This window comes from Frateuria sp. Soil773, assembly GCF_001428405.1.
Taxonomy (GTDB): Bacteria; Pseudomonadota; Gammaproteobacteria; order Xanthomonadales; family Rhodanobacteraceae; genus LMSL01.
Window position 1 is genome coordinate 147,431 of the sequence record NZ_LMSL01000014.1, and the last position, 18,209, is coordinate 165,639.

General features: G+C 67.2%; 16 protein-coding genes and 1 CRISPR repeat array. Of the genes, 9 read left to right on the forward strand and 7 right to left on the reverse strand.

Annotation, left to right across the window (positions count from 1 at the left end):
- Positions 1 to 5 precede the first annotated feature (5 nt).
- The 4 genes from ASG87_RS07210 to ASG87_RS07225 form a co-directional block, all read right to left on the reverse strand.
- A complete protein-coding gene (locus ASG87_RS07210) occupies positions 6 to 254 on the reverse strand; it encodes a hypothetical protein (RefSeq protein ID WP_056002997.1) in 249 nt (82 codons plus the stop codon).
- Positions 251 to 646: a hypothetical protein gene (locus ASG87_RS07215; protein ID WP_157510935.1), complete on the reverse strand. Its 396-nt coding sequence runs from the start codon at positions 644 to 646 to the stop codon at positions 251 to 253. The genes ASG87_RS07210 and ASG87_RS07215 overlap by 4 nt, the downstream gene beginning before the upstream one ends.
- Before the next feature lie 14 nt (positions 647 to 660).
- A complete protein-coding gene (locus ASG87_RS07220; protein ID WP_200949024.1) occupies positions 661 to 855 on the reverse strand; it encodes a helix-turn-helix transcriptional regulator in 195 nt (64 codons plus the stop codon).
- A gap of 172 nt (positions 856 to 1,027) precedes the next feature.
- Positions 1,028 to 1,621, reverse strand: a complete 594-nt coding sequence (locus ASG87_RS07225; protein WP_056003003.1) for a hypothetical protein — start codon at positions 1,619 to 1,621, stop codon at positions 1,028 to 1,030.
- 523 nt (positions 1,622 to 2,144) lie between these two features.
- On the opposite strand from ASG87_RS07225, the gene ASG87_RS07230 reads away from it, so the two are divergent.
- The 4 genes from ASG87_RS07230 to ASG87_RS07245 all read left to right on the forward strand — a co-directional run bounded on the left by ASG87_RS07230 (position 2,145) and on the right by ASG87_RS07245 (position 7,223).
- The gene (locus ASG87_RS07230) at positions 2,145 to 2,702 is read left to right on the forward strand and encodes a fimbrial protein (protein ID WP_056003006.1); all 558 of its coding nucleotides are present in this window, start codon (positions 2,145 to 2,147) and stop codon (positions 2,700 to 2,702) included.
- Between the two features lie 68 nt (positions 2,703 to 2,770).
- Positions 2,771 to 3,511, forward strand: coding sequence for a fimbria/pilus periplasmic chaperone (locus tag ASG87_RS07235; RefSeq protein WP_056003009.1), 741 nt, complete (start codon positions 2,771 to 2,773; stop codon positions 3,509 to 3,511).
- Positions 3,512 to 3,525: 14 nt separating this feature from the next.
- Complete coding sequence (locus tag ASG87_RS07240) at positions 3,526 to 6,249, forward strand: fimbria/pilus outer membrane usher protein (RefSeq protein ID WP_056003077.1); 2,724 nt, start codon at positions 3,526 to 3,528, stop codon at positions 6,247 to 6,249.
- A complete protein-coding gene (locus tag ASG87_RS07245; protein ID WP_157510937.1) occupies positions 6,246 to 7,223 on the forward strand; it encodes a fimbrial protein in 978 nt (325 codons plus the stop codon). Before ASG87_RS07240 ends, ASG87_RS07245 begins: the two co-directional genes overlap by 4 nt.
- Positions 7,224 to 7,235: 12 nt before the next feature.
- Here ASG87_RS07245 and ASG87_RS07250 read toward each other — a convergent pair whose 3' ends face one another.
- Positions 7,236 to 7,592: a hypothetical protein gene (locus ASG87_RS07250; protein ID WP_157510938.1), complete on the reverse strand. Its 357-nt coding sequence runs from the start codon at positions 7,590 to 7,592 to the stop codon at positions 7,236 to 7,238.
- Positions 7,593 to 7,779: 187 nt separating this feature from the next.
- Positions 7,780 to 8,526: an FAD-binding oxidoreductase gene (locus ASG87_RS07255; protein WP_056003018.1), complete on the reverse strand. Its 747-nt coding sequence runs from the start codon at positions 8,524 to 8,526 to the stop codon at positions 7,780 to 7,782.
- A gap of 106 nt (positions 8,527 to 8,632) precedes the next feature.
- Here ASG87_RS07255 and ASG87_RS07260 point away from each other — a divergent pair, with 106 nt between their 5' ends.
- The 3 genes from ASG87_RS07260 (at position 8,633) to ASG87_RS07270 (ending at position 11,221) form a co-directional block, all read left to right on the forward strand.
- Positions 8,633 to 9,604 carry an ABC transporter ATP-binding protein gene (locus tag ASG87_RS07260; RefSeq protein WP_056003021.1) on the forward strand — a complete coding sequence of 324 codons (972 nt, stop codon included), beginning with the start codon at positions 8,633 to 8,635 and terminating at the stop codon, positions 9,602 to 9,604.
- Complete coding sequence (locus ASG87_RS07265; RefSeq protein WP_056003023.1) at positions 9,601 to 10,380, forward strand: ABC transporter permease; 780 nt, start codon at positions 9,601 to 9,603, stop codon at positions 10,378 to 10,380. The genes ASG87_RS07260 and ASG87_RS07265 overlap by 4 nt, the downstream gene beginning before the upstream one ends.
- 121 nt (positions 10,381 to 10,501) lie before the next feature.
- Positions 10,502 to 11,221, forward strand: coding sequence for a pseudouridine synthase (locus ASG87_RS07270; protein ID WP_056003026.1), 720 nt, complete (start codon positions 10,502 to 10,504; stop codon positions 11,219 to 11,221).
- A 16-nt stretch (positions 11,222 to 11,237) separates the two neighbouring features.
- Here ASG87_RS07270 and lepB read toward each other — a convergent pair whose 3' ends face one another.
- Positions 11,238 to 11,930, reverse strand: a complete 693-nt coding sequence (lepB, locus tag ASG87_RS07275; RefSeq protein ID WP_056003029.1) for a signal peptidase I — start codon at positions 11,928 to 11,930, stop codon at positions 11,238 to 11,240.
- Between the two features lie 247 nt (positions 11,931 to 12,177).
- Positions 12,178 to 15,094: direct repeats of the CRISPR family, unit length 28 nt; unit sequence TTTCTAAGCTGCCTGTGCGGCAGCGAAC.
- A gap of 481 nt (positions 15,095 to 15,575) precedes the next feature.
- Between lepB and dbpA the strand changes: the two genes are divergently transcribed.
- Both dbpA and ASG87_RS07285 read left to right on the forward strand, forming a co-directional pair.
- Positions 15,576 to 16,955 carry an ATP-dependent RNA helicase DbpA gene (gene dbpA / locus ASG87_RS07280; RefSeq protein WP_056003032.1) on the forward strand — a complete coding sequence of 460 codons (1,380 nt, stop codon included), beginning with the start codon at positions 15,576 to 15,578 and terminating at the stop codon, positions 16,953 to 16,955.
- A gap of 31 nt (positions 16,956 to 16,986) precedes the next feature.
- Positions 16,987 to 17,775, forward strand: a complete 789-nt coding sequence (locus ASG87_RS07285) for a glutaminyl-peptide cyclotransferase (protein ID WP_157510939.1) — start codon at positions 16,987 to 16,989, stop codon at positions 17,773 to 17,775.
- The last annotated feature ends 434 nt before the right edge of the window (positions 17,776 to 18,209 follow it).

An 18,209-nucleotide genomic window follows, 5' to 3' on the forward strand; every position in this document is an offset into this window, starting at 1 on the left:
TGCGGTTACTCCTCGGTGCAGGCGAAAAAGGTCGAGACCAGCCAGCTCCACGGCGGGGCCAGCTTCCATTCGATGCGCAGGCTGACCGCACCGCCGGCATCGCCCAGCGCCACGGCATGCGCCGTGCCATCGGACGGGACGGGATGGGACGGGACGGGCAACACCTTGCCGGGCGGCATCGCCGCGGCAACGGTCAGCCCGAGCAACAGCGCGACCGTGCCGCAGAATCGCACCGCGCGGCGTGGCCCGCTCATGCCAGCACCCAGTAGCGGTAGCGCAGCCGCGCCAGCGCATTGCACACCAGGTAGCAGCCCACCATCACCAGCGGCGCCACCCTGAACGGCACCGCCGCCAGCTTCAGGCTGTTCGCCAGGAAAAGCAGGAAGACCATGCCGAGCGAGGCGATGAAGGCCAGCATCATCGACTCCAGTTCCAGCCGCTGGCGCAATTCGTCGCAGCGCCTCACGTGGCGGAACTCGACCCATCCGAGCCAGCCGTAGTCGCAGGCCAGCACGGCCAGCAGACCCACGCGCGCGGCCGTGCCCAGGTGCCTGGCGAAAACCGCCATTGCCACGGTGACCGCCAGCAGCAGGAACAACGGCGGCAGCATCTCGCGCAGGTAGCGCTTCATCAAGGGATTTTTCATCGTGTCCTCCCGACTCACTCGCCCGGCTCGAAGATCGCTTCGATCGGACGGCCAAAAAGTTTTGCGATCCGGAACGCCAGCGGCAGGCTGGGGTCGTACTTCCCCGTCTCGATCGCGTTGACGGTCTGCCGCGACACCTCCAGCCGCTCGGCCAGGTCGGCCTGCGACCAGCCCTGCTCGCCGCGCAGCTCGCGCACCTGGTTGTTCATGCGTAGCGGCCGCCCGGGCGGCGTCGCGCAACGGGATACGGCGCCACCCCGCCGACAGGGTTCGGCGGCGGCGCCTCGCCGGGGACCATGCGACGACCTGCGCCCCCGCGCCGCGCCGCGGCCTCCCGCATGCCGCGCGCCGGCCGGCCCAGCGCGGCGTCGCGCCAGCCCTTCATGCCCTGCGCTCCGGCTTGCGGTGCCAGCGGATCGTCAGCACCAGCGCCCATCCGGCCAGCACCCCGCTGATGCCGCACAGCACGCCCCGCTGCCAGTCGCCAAACTGGCTCCAGCCCGCCAGCGCGATGAAACCGAGCGACGCCGACACGATCCATAGCTGCCAGTGCCGGGCCAGGCCATCGCTGCCGCAGGCCCAGCCGCCGCCGTAGCGGTGCCCCGCCCAGCTCCGCCCCAGCGCATGCAGCACCACCATGGCCGGCCATACCCAGATCAGCACGGTGCCGTCGAGCCGAATCACCTTCGCCGCGACCAGGAAGCCGCCGGCCAGGCAGAGCGTGCCCACGACGGTGCCGGCGATCGCCAGGCCGATCAGGTGCAGGCGCTGCTCCAGCTCGTCGCTGCCCAGCACGAACCGGACGATCGCGCGCGTCACGAACAGCACCGGCAACACCGGCAGCAACGCCAGCGCGACCCGCAGCCAGGCGTCCTGCACGCGACCGACCAAGGGCCAGGCCAGGAGCATGATCAGCATGTAGGCCGCCATTGGCGGCCAGAATTCGCGCATGTAGCGGCGCTGGACGGGAGTCATCGCAGCACCCACTCCGACCCGGGCGCCTGCGGGCAACCGGCCGGCTCCGGCCGGCCCGTCATCGCGGCCCGCCAGACGGGGCCGGCCGAAGCCGCCCTGATGTGTCCGGCCCCCTTGGCACAGCTATCCGATCCGTGAAGCTTTCCCATGGCCCCTCCCGATCCATCGAACGAATGTAAAGCGTACTTGACACGCGCAGCGTAGGCAGGCCACGACCGCATGTCAAGCACCCTTTACATCGACTCCCTCCTCATCGCGTCAAGGACATGACGCAATGCGTCACTCCCCGTGACGTTTAACGAAAACTTCCCCATTCAGCGACGCAATGCCGACGACCGCGCAGCCCGCCAAAGGGCTCTCTGCGTCGATTTGTGACTTGCATCACACTTTGGCCCGAATGATGCTTATGTCCCGCCCAGGATCCCGGCTCATCCCAAATGGGTCCGGCGGCAACCGAGCTCGAGTGGGCCACGGATCCTCCGCTCCGCCTGTCAGCCATTACTTTTTTTCCAAAGGAATACCCATGATCAAGAGCTTCCTCTCCGCTGCCCTGATCGCCGGCCTCGGCGTTGCGGCGTTCGCCCCGCAGTCCGCCCGCGCGGACGACGGCACCATCAACATCGACGGCCGCGTGCTGGCACAGAGCTGCAAGGTCGAGAACAATGCCAACGGCACCGCTGCCACGATCAACGTGCACCTGCCGTGGGTCTATGCCCCGACGCTCAACGCCGCTGGCTCGACCACCGGCGACACCGCGTTCCCGATCCACATCACCGACTGCGATGCGGCCCTGACCTCGGTGAAGACCTACTTCTCCGGCGCCAACATCGACACCACCACCGGCTACCTGAAGCAGACCACCTCCGGCGGCGCCAACAACGTGCAGATCCAGCTCCTCAACAGCGACAACTCTGCGATCACGCTGAACGGCGGCGACGCCACGGCGCAGAACTCCAAGCCGGTGACGATGAGCAACGGTGCGGCCACGCTGAACTACGTCGCCCGCTACATCTCCCCGCAGGGCAGCGCGACCCCGGGCGCGGTGACCAGCTCGGTGCAGTTCACCCTGGTCTACCAGTAAGCAGCACCCGCGCCCGCGGCCGGCACGCGCCGGCCGCGGCGCATCCCTTCTTCAACCGGATTCCCGCCATGAAAAAGCTAGTCCGCGCGCTCGGCGCGGGCCTGATGGCCTTCGGCCTCGGCCTCGCCACTGCACACGCCACCGTCGTGATCGGCGGTACCCGCGTGGTGTTTTCCGGCGCCGACAGCGAGACCACCCTGCGCCTGAGCAACGAGGGCAACCAGCCCGCGCTGGTGCAGGCGTGGATCGACCACGGGGATCCGCAGTCCACGCCGGACAAGGTCGACGTACCGTTCCTGCTGACGCCGCCGCTGTTCCGCATGGACGCGCACAAGGGCCAGAGCCTGCGCATCGTCTACACCCACGAGGCGCTGCCGGCCGACCGCGAGTCGCTGTTCTGGCTGAACGTGCTGGAAGTGCCGCCCAAGCCCACCGACCCGGAGAGCGAGGGCAAGAACCTGCTGCAACTGGCGATCCGTTCGCGGCTGAAGCTGTTCTACCGGCCGGCCAACCTGCCCGGCGACCCGCTGAAGGCGCCCGCCCAGGTGGGCTGGAAGCTGGTGGCCGACGGCCAGGGCCGCGCCCTGGAGGCGCGCAACCCGTCGCCCTACTTCATCACCCTCAACGCCGTCACCCTGGACGTCGCCGGCAAGGCCTACAAGGCCGACACCGGCATGATCGAGCCGTTCGGCACGCTCAAGCTCGCGGTGCCCGGGCTGGCCCAGGCCACCGCCGGCGCCACGGTCACCTTCGGCGCCATCAACGACTACGGCGCCGCCAGCGAATTCAAGGGCACGGTCTCGCCGTGAGCACCCGGCGCGCCATGACGTCGCAACCGCCGCACGCGCTGGCGGCCTGCCGGCGTGCCGCCTTCGGCCTCGCCATCGCCATGGCCCTGGGCAGCCATGCCTATGCCGCCACGCCCGCGACGGCGCCGGCGACGGTTGCCGTGGACGCCGCGGTGGATGCCAGCTTCGACCGCAGCCTGCTTTCCGGCGCCGGCCAGAACACCGACGACCTCTCGCGCTTCGAGCGCGGCAACCCGGTGCTGCCCGGCACCTACAACACCGACATCTACGTCAACGGCAACTGGGTCGGCCGCCGCGACGTGCGCTTCCAGAGCGCGCCCGGCCAGTCCAGCGCCACGCCCTGCATCAGCCGCGAGATGCTGCTGCAGTTCGGCCTGCGTCCCGCGCAGCCGCAGTCGCCGGCGACCGGAGATGCGGCCGACTGCGGCAGCTTCGCCAGCCTCATTCCCGGCGCCAGCGCCAGCTTCAACCAGGCCGACCTGCGGCTGGAGCTGAGCGTGCCGCAGGCGTCCATGGGCCGCGCCGCGCGCGGCTACGTGAGCCCGGAGTACTGGGACGAGGGCGTCAACGCCGCCCTGCTCAACTACAACTTCAACAGCTACCGCAGCAGCAGCCGTGGCGTCAGCCAGACCTCGTCCTACCTCGGCCTCAACGCCGGGCTGAACCTCGGCGCCTGGCACATCCGCCAGAATTCCACGCTGACCGTGCTGTCCGGGCAGGGCAGCTCGCAGCACCACTGGCAGAACATCGCCACCTACGTGCAGCGCGACCTGCCCTCGCTGCGCGCGCAGCTCACCGTGGGCGACTCCTACACCAGCGGCGAACTGTTCGACAGCGTCGGCCTGCGCGGCGTGCAGATCGGCACCGACGACCGCATGCTGCCCGACTCGCTGCGCGGCTACGCCCCGACCGTTCGCGGCGTGGCCGACAGCAACGCCAAGGTGACGGTGCGCCAGAACGGCATCGTGATCTACGAGACCACGGTGGCGCCGGGCCCGTTCGTGATCGACGACCTGTTCCCCACCGGCTACGGCGGCGACCTCGACGTGAGCGTCACCGAGGCCAACGGCCGCGTGCACACCTTCGCCGTGCCCTACGCCTCGGTGGCGCAACTGCTGCGCCCCGGCATCACCCGCTTCAACGTGGCTGCCGGCCAGGTGCGCGAACAGGCGCTGTCGGACAAGCCGGACGTGGTGCAGGCCACGCTGCAGCACGGCTTCAGCAACCTGCTGACCGGCTACGCGGGCGTCGCCGGCTCGCAGGGCTATGCCGCCGTGCTGCTGGGCGGCGCGCTCAACACGCGCCTGGGCGCCATGGCGCTGGACGTGACCGGCGCGCGCACGCGCATCCCGGGCATGTCCGCCATGTCCGGGCAGAGCGTGCGCCTGAGCTACAGCAAGATCCTGCCGCAGACGGACACCTCGCTGACGGTGGCGGCCTACCGCTACTCCACCAGCGGCTACCTGAGCCTGCGCGACGCCATGCAGGCGCGCGACTACGCCAAGCGCGGCATGCAGGTGTTCGCCACCGGGCCGGCGCTGCCCGCCGACGCGCTCGACGGCGTGATCCCCGGCCTGCTCACGCCGGCGCAGAAGCAGGCGCTGCTGGACAGCGGCTACGCCGGCCTCGCCCTGCGCCCGGGCATCGACCGCCAGCGCAACCGCTTCGACCTCACCCTGTCCCAGCAGCTCGGCGAACAAGGCGGCTCCCTCTACGCCAACGTTTCCTCGCGCGACTACTGGAACCGCAACGGCACCGACACGCAGTTCCAGCTCGGCTACAGCAACCGCTTCCGCCGGCTGAGCTACAACCTCTCCGCCACCCGCGTGCGCGACCCGCTGGGCCGCAACGAGAACCAGTTCTTCGCCAGCTTCTCGCTGCCGCTGGGCAGCACCATGCAGGCGCCGACCTTCACCGGCAGCGTCACCCGCGACGGCAACCGCACGCTGGACCAGGCCACGGTCAACGGCAGCGCCGGCGACGACGGCCGCTTCACCTACGGCGCCACCGCTTCGCACGACACCGGCGGCAACGGCAACGCGGCCAGCATCAACGGCGGCTACCGCGGCTCCTACGGTCAGCTCAACGCCAGCTACGGCAAGGGCAGCGGCTACAGCCAGGCCTCGGTGGGCATGACCGGCGCCGTGGTGGTGCACCCCGGCGGCATCACCTTCGGCCAGGCCATGGGCGACACGGTGGCGATCGTGTCCGCGCCGGACGCCGCCGGCGCGCGCGTCACCAACGCCCCCAACGTGCGGGTGAACCACGCCGGCTATGCGCTGATCCCGTACCTGACGCCGTACAGCCTCAACGCGATCGAGCTCGACCCGAAGGGCCTCCCGCTCAACGTGCAGCTGGATTCCACCAGCACCCAGGTCGCCCCCTACGCCGGCGCCGTGGTGATGGTGAAGTTCAAGACCAGCGGCGGCCGCGGCGCGATCATCCGCGCGCGCCGGCCCGACGGGCAGGCGGTGCCGTTCGGCGCCGAGGTGGTCGATGCCCGCCAGCAGGCGCTGGGCGTGGTCGGCCAGGCCGGTCGCATGCTGCTGCGCGGCATGCAGGACGAGGGCCGGCTCACGGTACAGTGGCAGGACGAGGACGGCGCCGCGCAATCCTGCAGCTTCCCCTACCGGCTCAAGCCGCTCGCCAAGGGCGCGCCGGCGCAGGCCTACGAACAGCTCGACGCGACGTGCGCGTCGCCCGGCGCGGCGGCCCCCTCGTCAAGGAGTGGCACATGACCTCCCTTTCCCGCCATCCGCAATGGCTGCGCGCCGCCGGCGCCCTGGCCGTCCTGCTGTTGCTGGCGATCCTGCCCGGCCGCGCCAGCGCGTCCTGCGAGTTCTCCGGACGGACGGGCTGGACCCGGGTGCAGTTCGCGCCGCCGAGCCAGATCATGGTGCCCAACGGGGCGGCGGTCGGCACGGTGCTGTGGACGTCCCCGATGGTCCCCGCGGACCAGACCACCGCGGTCTATTGCGACCGCACGACGTACGGCGGCATCGTCAACTACATCGGCAGCGCCGTGACTTCCGGTGCCACCACCTTCCCGACCAACATCCCGGGCGTCAGTTACCGCCTGCAGCGCGGCAGCGCGTCCAGCTACCTGGTCGCCTCGCCCGCCGACTACCTCACCTCCGGCACCACCACCTTCTCCAACAACACGGCGCTGCAATTCGTGGTGAGCGGCCCGGTCGCCCTCGGCAGCACGCTCTCTGCGGGGCAGCTCGCGCACTGGGATTTCGGTGGCGGCGTGGGAACCGTCATTGTCTTCCAGACCTCCAGCTCGACCACCTTCGTCGGCCCGGCCTGCACCGTGGCCACCGACCCCACCGTGGTGACCATGGCCGCCACGGTCACCGGCAACCTGTCCGGCTCCGGCACCACCACGGGCACCACGCCGTTCGCGATCAGGCTCAACTGCTCGACTGGATCGACGCTGTCCATCACGCTGAACGCGAACAACCCGATCAGCACGGCCAACGGCGTGCTGCGCCCCACCACCGGGGCCGGCTACGCCAGCGGCGTCGGCGTGCAGATCGTCAATCCCAACAACAACAACAGCCCGGTGTCCTTCGGGCAGTCGATCCGGGTCGGCGCCACACCCAACGGGCCACTCGCCATCCCCTTCGCCGCCCGCTACTACCGCAGCACCGGCACGCTGAAGGCAGGCAAGGTCAGCGCCACGGCGACCTATACCCTCACCTACCAGTGAGCCGCCGGGCGGTCACTCGTAGGTGCGGGTGACCAGCCGCGCCTCGGCGCGCAGCGCGGACGGCAGGTAGCCGGCGAAATAGTCCAGCAGGCGGTCGCCGGTGGAACCGGGATCGCCCAGCGGGATCACCGCCAGCTCGTAGGACGAGGCTGAATCGCCGGCGGGATCGCTGGCCGGGCCACCGCAGGCCAGCCGCCTCGATCCGGGCATCGCCGGCAGGACATCCAGCCGTTCGCCGCCCGCCGTGCAGGTAGGCGCCACGATGGCGCCGCGGAAGATGATCTGTCCACCGTCCGCCCGCGCCGTTCCGGCGGCAAGAGCCATGGCCAGACCGCAGCCCATCAGCACCATGCGAACCCACTCAGCCATGACAGCCCCCTGTGGCCTCCCCGGACTTTCCGGGTCGTTCAAGACGCATGTCGGCGGCCTGCGGCCGCGCTTGATAGTCTCGGCCGGGGTCAAAGCGCCCAAATGTGATTCAGTTCACATTTAGGATGCAAATGGCCGCCGCCGGGTCGCCTTGGGGCGGGCGGGCCTTCCGTTTCCCTGGGCTTCGTCAGCGCGAGGAGATGTACTTCTCGCGGCGGATCTGCGGCACCGGCAGGCCGAATTCCTTCAGCGCGGCGAAGGCCGCATCGACCATGTTGGGATTGCCGCACAGGTAGGCGATGTCGCGCTCCGCGCTGGGCGACAGCTCGGCCAGGGCCGCCTGCACGTGGCCCAGGCGGTCGTTCGGGCGCGGCACGGCGCGCGGCTGGCGGCTGAGGCAGGCATGGAAGGCGAAGCCGGGGTGGGCCTGGGCGAACGCCTCGAACTCCTCGCCGTAGAGCAGCTCGGCCTCGTTGCGCGCGCCGTACAGCAGCACCACCTCGCGGCCGCCCTGCGCCAGCAGCCGGCCGATCTGCGGCAGCATCGCGCGGTACGGGGTCACCCCGGTGCCGGTGGCGAGCAGCAGGTAGCGCGGATGGGTGTCCGCCGCCTGCAGGCAGAAGCGCCCGTAGGGGCCGCTGGCGTCGACCACCCCGCCGTGCTCCAGCCCGCCGAGCAACCTGGTCGCCGCGCCGCCCTCGACGTAGCTCACCGCGATCTCGATGCGCTGCACCGGCGAGCTGCCGTCGCCCACCGTCGCCACCGAATAGCTGCGCTTGGTCGCGGTGCCGTCGTCGTAGTTGAAGTGCACCTGCAGGAACTGGCCCGGCTGGAACGCCAGCGGCTGGCCGTCGACCCGCTCGAAGATCAGGTGGCGCACCGCCGGCGCGAGCATGAAGCTGTCGACGAGGCGGAGCTGGAAATGGTCGGCCATGGGGGTCCCGGAGCGCTGCGTGCGGAAACGATGCGTGCACCCGGCGGCTCCGGACGGCATCGGCAAGCCCCGTATAATAAGCGGCTTACCCAGTACGGTGCAGCCCATGTCCCCGCACGTCCCCTCCGTCCCGGCGCTGGTCGTCGACAACCTGCGCAAGACCTACGCCAACGGCGTCGAGGCGCTCAAGGGCGTCTCGCTGACCGTGCAGCCCGGCGACTTCTTCGCCCTGCTCGGCCCCAACGGCGCCGGCAAGTCCACCCTGATCGGCATCCTGTCCTCGCTGGTGAACTCCACCGGCGGCGATGCGCAGGTGTTCGGCGTGTCGGTCAACAAACAGCGCAACGAGGCGATGAAACTGATCGGCCTGGTGCCGCAGGAGATCAACTTCAACCAGTTCGAGAAGCCGTTCGACATCTGCGTCAACGAGGCGGGCTTCTACGGCATCCCGCGCCGGATCGCCGCCGTGCGGGCCGAGAAGTACCTCAAGGAGCTTCGCCTGTGGGACAAGGCGCAGCACCAGGCACGCATGCTGTCCGGCGGCATGAAGCGCCGCCTGATGATCGCCCGCGCGATGATGAACGAGCCGAAGCTGCTGATCCTCGACGAGCCCACCGCGGGCGTGGACATCGAGATCCGCCGCTCGATGTGGCAGTTCGTCAGCGGCATCAACGCGGCCGGCACCACGGTGATCCTCACCACGCACTACCTGGAGGAAGCCGAGCAACTGTGCCGCAACATCGCGATCATCGACCACGGCACCATCGTGGAGAACACCACGATGAAGCAGTTGCTCGCCACGCTCGACGTGGAGACCTTCGTGCTCGACGCAGCGCGCGTGCCGGCCGAGCTGCCCGCGCTGCCCGGCGTGTCGCTGCGCCGCGTGGACGAGCACACGCTGGAGGCGGAGATGGCCCGCTCGCACGACCTCAACTCGCTGTTCGCGGCGTTGTCCGCCCACGGCATCACGGTGACCTCGATGCGCAACAAGACCAACCGGCTGGAAGAACTGTTCGTGCGGCTGGTGGAGAACGGCCGCAGCGAACCGGCCCGCGGCGGCCAGGAGAAAGTGGCATGAGCAACGCCGCCGCCAACCTGGTCGCCCTCAACACCATCGTGCGCCGCGAGATCGTGCGCATCATGCGCATCTGGACGCAGACGCTGATCCCGCCGGCGATCACCATGACGCTGTACTTCGTGATCTTCGGCAAGCTGATCGGCAGCCGCATCGGCACCATCGAGGGCGGCTTCAGCTACATGCAGTACATCGTGCCCGGCCTGGTGATGATGAGCATCATCACCAACAGCTACGGCAACATCTCCAGCTCGTTCTTCGGCGCCAAGTTCAGCCGCGCGGTGGAGGAGATGCTGGTGTCGCCGATGCCCAACTGGGTGATCCTGCTCGGCTACGTCACCGGCGCGGTGACGCGCGGCCTGGTAGTGGGCGTGCTGGTGCTCGTCATCGCACTGTTCTTCACCCACCTGCAGGTGGTGCATCCGCTGATCACCTTCGCCTCGGTGCTGCTGGGCGCCACCATCTTCTCGCTGGCCGGCTTCGTCAACGCGGTGTACGCCAAGAAGTTCGACGACATCGCGCTGGTGCCCACCTTCGTGCTGACCCCGCTCACCTACCTCGGCGGCGTGTTCTACTCGGTGAACATGCTGGCCGAGCCGTGGCAGGCGCTCTCGCGGATCAACCCGATCCTGTACATGGTCAACGCGTTCCGCTTCGGCGTGCTCGGCGTCAGCGACGTGCACGTGGGCTGGGCGTTCGCGGTGATGCTCGGCTTCGTGGTGGCGCTGTCGGTGGTGGCGCTGCAGTTGCTCAAGCGCGGCGTGGGCCTCAGATCCTGAAGAGCCGGGATTCGGCATTGGGGATTCGGGATTGGCAAGAGCGATCCTGCAAGCATCTCTCCCGCCCCGCACTTGCTCGAACGAATCCCGAATCCCGTCTCCCTAATCCCGGCTTTCACCCATGCGCGTCAACAAGTACATCAGCGAAGCCGGCCTGTGCTCGCGCCGCGAGGCGGACGAGCTGCTGCTGGCCGGCCGCGTCACCATCAACGGCGAGGTGGTCTCGACCGGCGCCAAGGCGCTGGACGGCGACGAGGTGCGGGTGGACGGCGAGATCGTCAAGCCGCGCCTGCTCGCCGCCATGCCGGCGGCGAAGAAGGCGGTCTACATCGCGCTGAACAAGCCGGTGGGAATCACCTGCACCACCGACCAGGGCGTGGACGGCAACATCGTCGACTTCGTCGACCATCCGCAGCGCATCTTCCCGATCGGGCGGCTGGACAAGGATTCCGAAGGGCTGATCCTGCTGACCAGCAACGGCGACATCGTCAACGAGATCCTGCGCGCCGAGAACGGCCACGAGAAGGAATACCTGGTCGCGGTGAACAAGCCGGTCACCGACGCGTTCCTCGCCGGCATGGCCAAGGGCGTGCGCATCCACAACCAGATGACCAGGCCCTGCCGCACGCGCAAGATCGCCAAGTTCGGCTTCGCCATCGTGCTGACCCAGGGCCTCAACCGGCAGATCCGCCTGATGGCCGCCGCGTTCGGCTACCGCGTCACCCAACTGCGCCGCGTGCGCATCGTCAACGTGAAGCTCGGCCACCTGAAGCCGGGGCAGTGGCGCAACCTCACCGACGCCGAACTGAAGGGCCTGCTGCCCGGCCGCACGCAATGGTGAGCCGCATCGCCCGCGCCTAGCGGCGGGCGCAGCACGCATCCAGCGGCAGGCCGGTGCGTTGCCCGCGCGGCAGGTAGTGGCGCTCCGGATCGAGCGACACCAGCACGCGATACGCGCGCCCAACGATCTCACCGCGCGGGAAGAAGCCGAAGTAGCGCGAGTCCGCGCTGTTGTCGCGGTCGTCGCCCAGCAGCAGGTAATGACCCGTCGGCACCCGCACCGGGCCATAGTTGCTGGCCGGGCTCGGCAGGTACTTCGACAGCCGCACGGCATGGCGCATGCCGCCGTAGCTCTCCACCGCATAGCTGGCCGGCATCCGCTCGTCGTCGTGGACGCCATCGGCGCTGCTGGCCGCATAGCGCGCGGCATGACCGTTGACGAACAGCACGTTGCCGCGCAGCGCGATCTCGTCGCCGGGCAGGCCGATCACCCGCTTCACCAGCCGCTCGCGCGCCGCGGCCGAATCGACGATCACGATGTCGCCACGCCGCGGATCGGCCAGGTGCAGCAGCGAGACACGGGTAAAGGGCAGGCGGATGTCGTACGCCGCCTTGTCCACCAGGATGCGATCGCCGATCGCGATCGTCGGCTGCATCGAACCGCTGGGCACCACGTTCCAGTCGGCGACGGCGCTGCGGAACACCAGCATGCCCAGCATGAAGACGAAAAACCCCCGGTTGCGCACCAGAAACCGCGTCACTGCGTTCATGTGCTTGTCCTTGAAAGTCGATGGGCAGGAAGTCGATGACATGACACGGGAGCACCGGCCTCCGCTTCGGACCGGCGAAGCGGCATGAAGTTTCCTCCGACCCGACACGGTATGGCGATATCCGATCGCATGTGTCCCGTATTGCGGCCAGGAACACCTTTCCATCGGCAACCGCATGGTCCGCACCGGCAGGCTTGTCGCCACCGGATAGACCGCGAGCACGGCGCCAGCGCTGTCGCTCGTCAGACGTATTTTCTGCCTGTGCGGCAGCGAACGCCGCTGTTCATCACAGGCGTCGCCTGGACAATTTCTAAGCTGCCTGTGCGGCAGCGAACTGCCGAGCATGCGGGCGCGATCGATCAAGTGTTTTCTAAGCTGCCTGTGCGGCAGCGAACGACTTGCCGGTCGCAAGCTCGCCGGTCACGACTTTCTAAGCTGCCTGTGCGGCAGCGAACGTATGCACGGCCATGGCGGGCTTGATATCGAATTTCTAAGCTGCCTGTGCGGCAGCGAACATGTCCGACATTTGCTGATCGCTGTAGCGATAATTTCTAAGCTGCCTGTGCGGCAGCGAACCTGGCCCACAGAAGAACAACGCCGCTCATGATTTTCTAAGCTGCCTGTGCGGCAGCGAACGGTGCGCGCCGCGCATGCGCCAGCCCGTCCACTTTCTAAGCTGCCTGTGCGGCAGCGAACTCTCACATTAAATAGCCGTCTAAACGCCCAAGTTTCTAAGCTGCCTGTGCGGCAGCGAATGCAGCGGCAGTTGTCGTCGGCGGGATCGGCCGTTTCTAAGCTGCCTGTGCGGCAGCGAACAGGCATACATGGGCGTCTTGGCACGTCCAGTACTTTCTAAGCTGCCTGTGCGGCAGCGAACTTGCGTTCTGGCTCTTGACCACGTTCGTTTTTTTTCTAAGCTGCCTGTGCGGCAGCGAACAAGCGAACACTAGAGCGGCTCGCAATGGGATTTTTCTAAGCTGCCTGTGCGGCAGCGAACGCTGGCCCGTGACGGCTCGTACAACCCGACTCTTTCTAAGCTGCCTGTGCGGCAGCGAACCGTGAACGGCACGCCGGTGTTCGCACTGAGCTTTTCTAAGCTGCCTGTGCGGCAGCGAACAGGTCATTGTCGATCGCGCCGAGCATTGCGGTTTTCTAAGCTGCCTGTGCGGCAGCGAACCCACACCTTGCGGGCTGCTGGACTTCTTGCGCTTTCTAAGCTGCCTGTGCGGCAGCGAACTTGCCGGTGGCGCTGGCCGCACCCCGGTTGCCTTTCTAAGCTGCCTGTGCGGCAGCGAACTGGCGGAAGCCTTCCTCACTGGCGTCCTCGCATTTCTAAGCTGCCTGTGCGGCAGCGAACGTCAGCGCCGCTCGGCTGGAACCATTCAGCATTTTCTAAGCTGCCTGTGCGGCAGCGAACCATCCCGAGGCAGACGGCATGTGCTACTGCCATTTCTAAGCTGCCTGTGCGGCAGCGAACCACGACCAGGGGTTGGGCAAAGTCCACTTCATTTTCTAAGCTGCCTGTGCGGCAGCGAACAGCGAGATCAAGCAGACCGCGGAGCGCGAGAATTTCTAAGCTGCCTGTGCGGCAGCGAACCAGCCGAAAGCAACGGGTCGCCCGCTGTCGCTTTTCTAAGCTGCCTGTGCGGCAGCGAACCGCCACAGACCTTAGGCGGATCAGGTGTGGGATTTCTAAGCTGCCTGTGCGGCAGCGAACAACGATTTCCCGCAGCCGTGCCGTATTCCGTTTTTCTAAGCTGCCTGTGCGGCAGCGAACGGTGGAGGCTGTACCCACTGCGTCTGAACGCATTTCTAAGCTACCTGTGCGGCAGCGAACCGGCGCCGGATGCTGTGGGTGTATGCCGATCATTTCTAAGCTGCCTGTGCGGCAGCGAACGCTCTGCTCCGCAGCAACGTTCGGCACGGGTGTTTCTAAGCTGCCTGTGCGGCAGCGAACGCTTGTCCGGCACCAGGTACTGCCGCTCGACATTTCTAAGCTGCCTGTGCGGCAGCGAACGACACGGAAGGGAAGCTCGTAGCCGGCGCCCATTTCTAAGCTGCCTGTGCGGCAGCGAACGTCTTTACCGTTGAAGGTGCGCTCATGGACCATTTCTAAGCTGCCTGTGCGGCAGCGAACATCAACACGCGATTCCGCGGCGGTAAGTGGCTGTTTCTAAGCTGCCTGTGCGGCAGCGAACGTACTGCGGCCATTCTCGGGGGCAGAATGCGCTTTCTAAGCTGCCTGTGCGGCAGCGAACAAGTAAAGTACCTTGACCGTCGGACCGTCAAGTTTCTAAGCTGCCTGTGCGGCAGCGAACTGTGGCACTCGTCAATTACGACCAACGAATCGGTTTCTAAGCTGCCTGTGCGGCAGCGAACATGATCTCGGCCTGGGTAATCGCATCCGTTTTTTTCTAAGCTGCCTGTGCGGCAGCGAACCGAGTACCTGGTGAACTACCTGGGCCGCACCTTTTCTAAGCTGCCTGTGCGGCAGCGAACGGCGATGTTGTTGATGCCCAGGTCTTTCGCCATTTCTAAGCTGCCTGTGCGGCAGCGAACCTATATCAATCCATCCTGCTGCGCCTTGTGACTTTCTAAGCTGCCTGTGCGGCAGCGAACCGGCTGATCGCTATGTCGTAGCGCGTCGCAACTTTCTAAGCTGCCTGTGCGGCAGCGAACACGGTTGGTTCGCCGCGGCCGGCTCGGCGTCATTTCTAAGCTGCCTGTGCGGCAGCGAACAACGGTGGCACGCCGCCGCTGACGTCCAGGTCGGCTTTCTAAGCTGCCTGTGCGGCAGCGAACGCGTCGTAGCACGAGACACCACCGCACACCTTTTTCTAAGCTGCCTGTGCGGCAGCGAACGCGTCGTCGTGTCGATGCCGCGAATAGCAGCATTTCTAAGCTGCCTGTGCGGCAGCGAACAGCAGGCCGTCGCCTTCTTTCGATCGGGCGACTTTTCTAAGCTGCCTGTGCGGCAGCGAACGCGCACAACATGAAAATGCGTGTGCCGCTCAATTTCTAAGCTGCCTGTGCGGCAGCGAACTCGCAGCAGGCTGATTCGCGCCGTCGGCAGCAGTTTCTAAGCTGCCTGTGCGGCAGCGAACGCAATTACGCAGGTGGGCGCATTGCCTAAAGATTTCTAAGCTGCCTGTGCGGCAGCGAACTAGACGCCTATTGAGCCAAGTATTTGATCGATATGGAAGATAGGCAAAAAAGAGAGCCAACCCCCTATTGGGGAGTCATCCGGCAAGTGTTTGAATTATATAAAAAGAAGAATACAGCACCGGAAAAGGGGTGGGAGCAGGAGGCAGTGGCGATTCCATCCGAGCATAGCCGACGAAGCCGCCCTGGATTGAGGGCCGGCACGAGCAGTACGCCGAAGACGGTGAACCGAAGCGATGAGCGCCATCTCCGATTCCGAGTTGTCCACGCGATCGCGCGCGTCCCATCCATCGTCGATCTAAGCAAGCCCCGCCGCCAGGAAATCCAGCAGGAAGCACACCGATGGCAGCGGCCACGGCGCAACGCTTGTGCACGCTGCCCTGCTTCGGAGAGTCCAGTCGGACAGCGGCGCCACCAGGCAGCCAGCGCGGATCGAGGTTGCCCCCGCGCACGCGTGCACGGCAATAGATGCGATCATGTCGCATGACTTCCTTCAGTACGCTCCCGCTCAAGCCCGCCCTGCTCGCCAGCATCGAAACCCTCGGCTATGCCGGGATGACGCCGGTGCAGGCGCAGAGCCTGCCGCCAATGTTGGAAGGGTGCGACGTGATCGCGCAGGCGCAGACCGGCAGCGGCAAGACCGCGGCGTTCGGCCTGGGCCTGCTGCAGGCGCTGGACGCGGACACGATCCGGCTGCAGGCGCTGGTGCTGTGCCCGACCCGCGAACTGGCCGACCAGGTCAGCAAGGCGATCCGCCGGCTGGCCGCGAACATCCCGAACGTGAAACTGCTGACCCTGTGCGGCGGCATGCCGCTGGGCCCGCAGCTCGCCTCGCTCACGCACGATCCGCACATCGTGGTCGGCACGCCGGGGCGCGTGCAGGAACACCTGAAGCGCGGCAGCCTGCACGGCGGCGGCATCAAGGTGCTGGTGCTGGACGAGGCCGACCGCATGCTGGACATGGGTTTCAGCGAGGCGATCGACGACATCGTCGGGCGCATCGCCAGGCATCACCAGACCCTGCTGTTCTCGGCGACCTACCCGGACGAGATCCGCGCGGTGAGCCGGCGCGTGCAGAAAAACCCGGTCGAGGTCACCGTCGATGCCCCGGCCGAACAACAACCGGCGATCGAGCAGCAGTTCATCGAGGTCGAGCCCGTGCAGAAGGCCGACGCGCTGGCGCAGCTCCTGGCCGGCGAGCGCGGCCAGCACGCGCTGGTGTTCTGCAACATGCGGCGCGACGTCGATGCGGTGGCGCAGGAACTGGACCGCCGCGGCTTCTCGGCCCTGCCGCTGCACGGCGACATGGAGCAGCGCGACCGCGACGAGGTGCTGGTGCGCTTCGCCAACCGAAGTTGCTCGGTGCTGGTGGCCACCGACGTCGCCGCGCGCGGGCTCGACATCGCCGCGCTGCCCCTGGTCGTCAGCTACGACATCGCGCACGATCCCGACACGCATACCCACCGCATCGGCCGCACCGGACGCGCCGGGCAGTCGGGCCTGGCGATCACGCTGTGCTCGCCGCGGGAGCGGCCGAAGGCGGCGAACATCGAGCAGGCGCTAGGCGCGCCGCTGCCGTGGCGGCCGCTGAAGCTGGCACCGCCGCGCCCGAAGACGCTGAACCTGGCGCCGATGAAGACCCTGGTGATCGACGCCGGCCGGCAGGACAAGCTGCGCCCCGGCGACATCCTCGGCGCGCTGACCGGCGATGCGGGGCTCGACGCGGCCGACATCGGCAAGATCGACGTATTCGCCACCCGCGCCTACGTGGCGATCAGCCGCGCGCTGGCCGGCAAGGCGCTGGAGCGACTGCGCGCCGGCCGGATCAAGGGGCGCAATTTCCGCGTGCGGCCGCTCGGCTGAGCGCCACGACCTCCCTGCCGAAAACCGACCGATGATCCGCCTGCCCGGCACCGCTCTCCTCCCTGCCCTTCTCCTCGCCCTGCCGTTTCCCGGCACGGCCGCGCATGCCGCGGCGCCGGTCTACGGCTACCGCGTCGTGCATGCCTATCCGCATGACACCGGCGCCTATACCGAGGGCCTGTTCTACAAGGACGGCTATCTCTACGAGAGCACCGGCGAAGCCGGCGAATCGACCCTGCGCAAGGTCGAGCTGCGCAGCGGCAAGGTGCTGCAGCGGCACGACCTTCCGCCGCAGTATTTCGGCGAAGGCATCGTGGACTGGAAGGACCGGCTGGTGCAGCTCACCTGGCAGAGCCAGACCGGCTTCGTCTACGACCTGGCCAGCTTCGGGCTCCAGCGCAACTTCGCCTATCCCGGCGAAGGCTGGGCGCTGACACGCGACGACCATCGCCTGTACATGAGCGACGGCTCGGCCGTGCTGCGCGTGCTCGACCCGGAGACGCTCGCCAGCACCGGCAGCCTGATGGTCACCGACGACGGCGTGCCGGTGACCAATCTCAACGAACTGGAATGGGTCAAGGGCGAAATCTACGCCAACGTGTGGCTGACTAACCGCATCGCCCGGATCGACCCGGCCAGCGGCAAGGTGCTGGGCTGGATCGACCTCACCGGCCTGCTCGACGTCGATCGCCTGCCCGACCCGTCCAACGACGTGCTCAACGGCATCGCCTACGATGCCGCGCACGACCGCCTGTTCGTCACTGGCAAGCGCTGGCCGAAGCTGTTCGAGATCGAACTGGTGAAGCCGGCCGGTCACTGAGGAAGGCAAAGGCGCTGGATTCCTGCTCTTGCCCCCTTTTCGGGGTTCGCAGGAATGACGGGCGGGTGAGTATCCGGCATGGGTGACGCAGCCAGCCTTTGTGCTGTGCCTGTCCTTGTGGACAGGCGTGCCGGCACCTGCCGCGCAGCGATTGTCCTGGCCGCTGCAGGAAGCCTCGGAAAGAACCATCGTCCCAGCGGCTCTCAACACCCGCGGGGCTGGTCTAGCTGGGACCCAGCGCCTTTACCCGATCGAAAGCAGAGGCACTGGACGACCAGCCCTCCGGCTGTTGAAAAGCGCTTCCTGCTTCCGCAGGAATGACGAGCGGAGAGCGTGAGGGGATTCCAATCCGACAGGGAGACTTTGAACAGGCTCTAAGAGCCTGTTCAAAATCTTTTGAGGAGGAGGGCAAGGAACGCCAAGTGGATGAATTG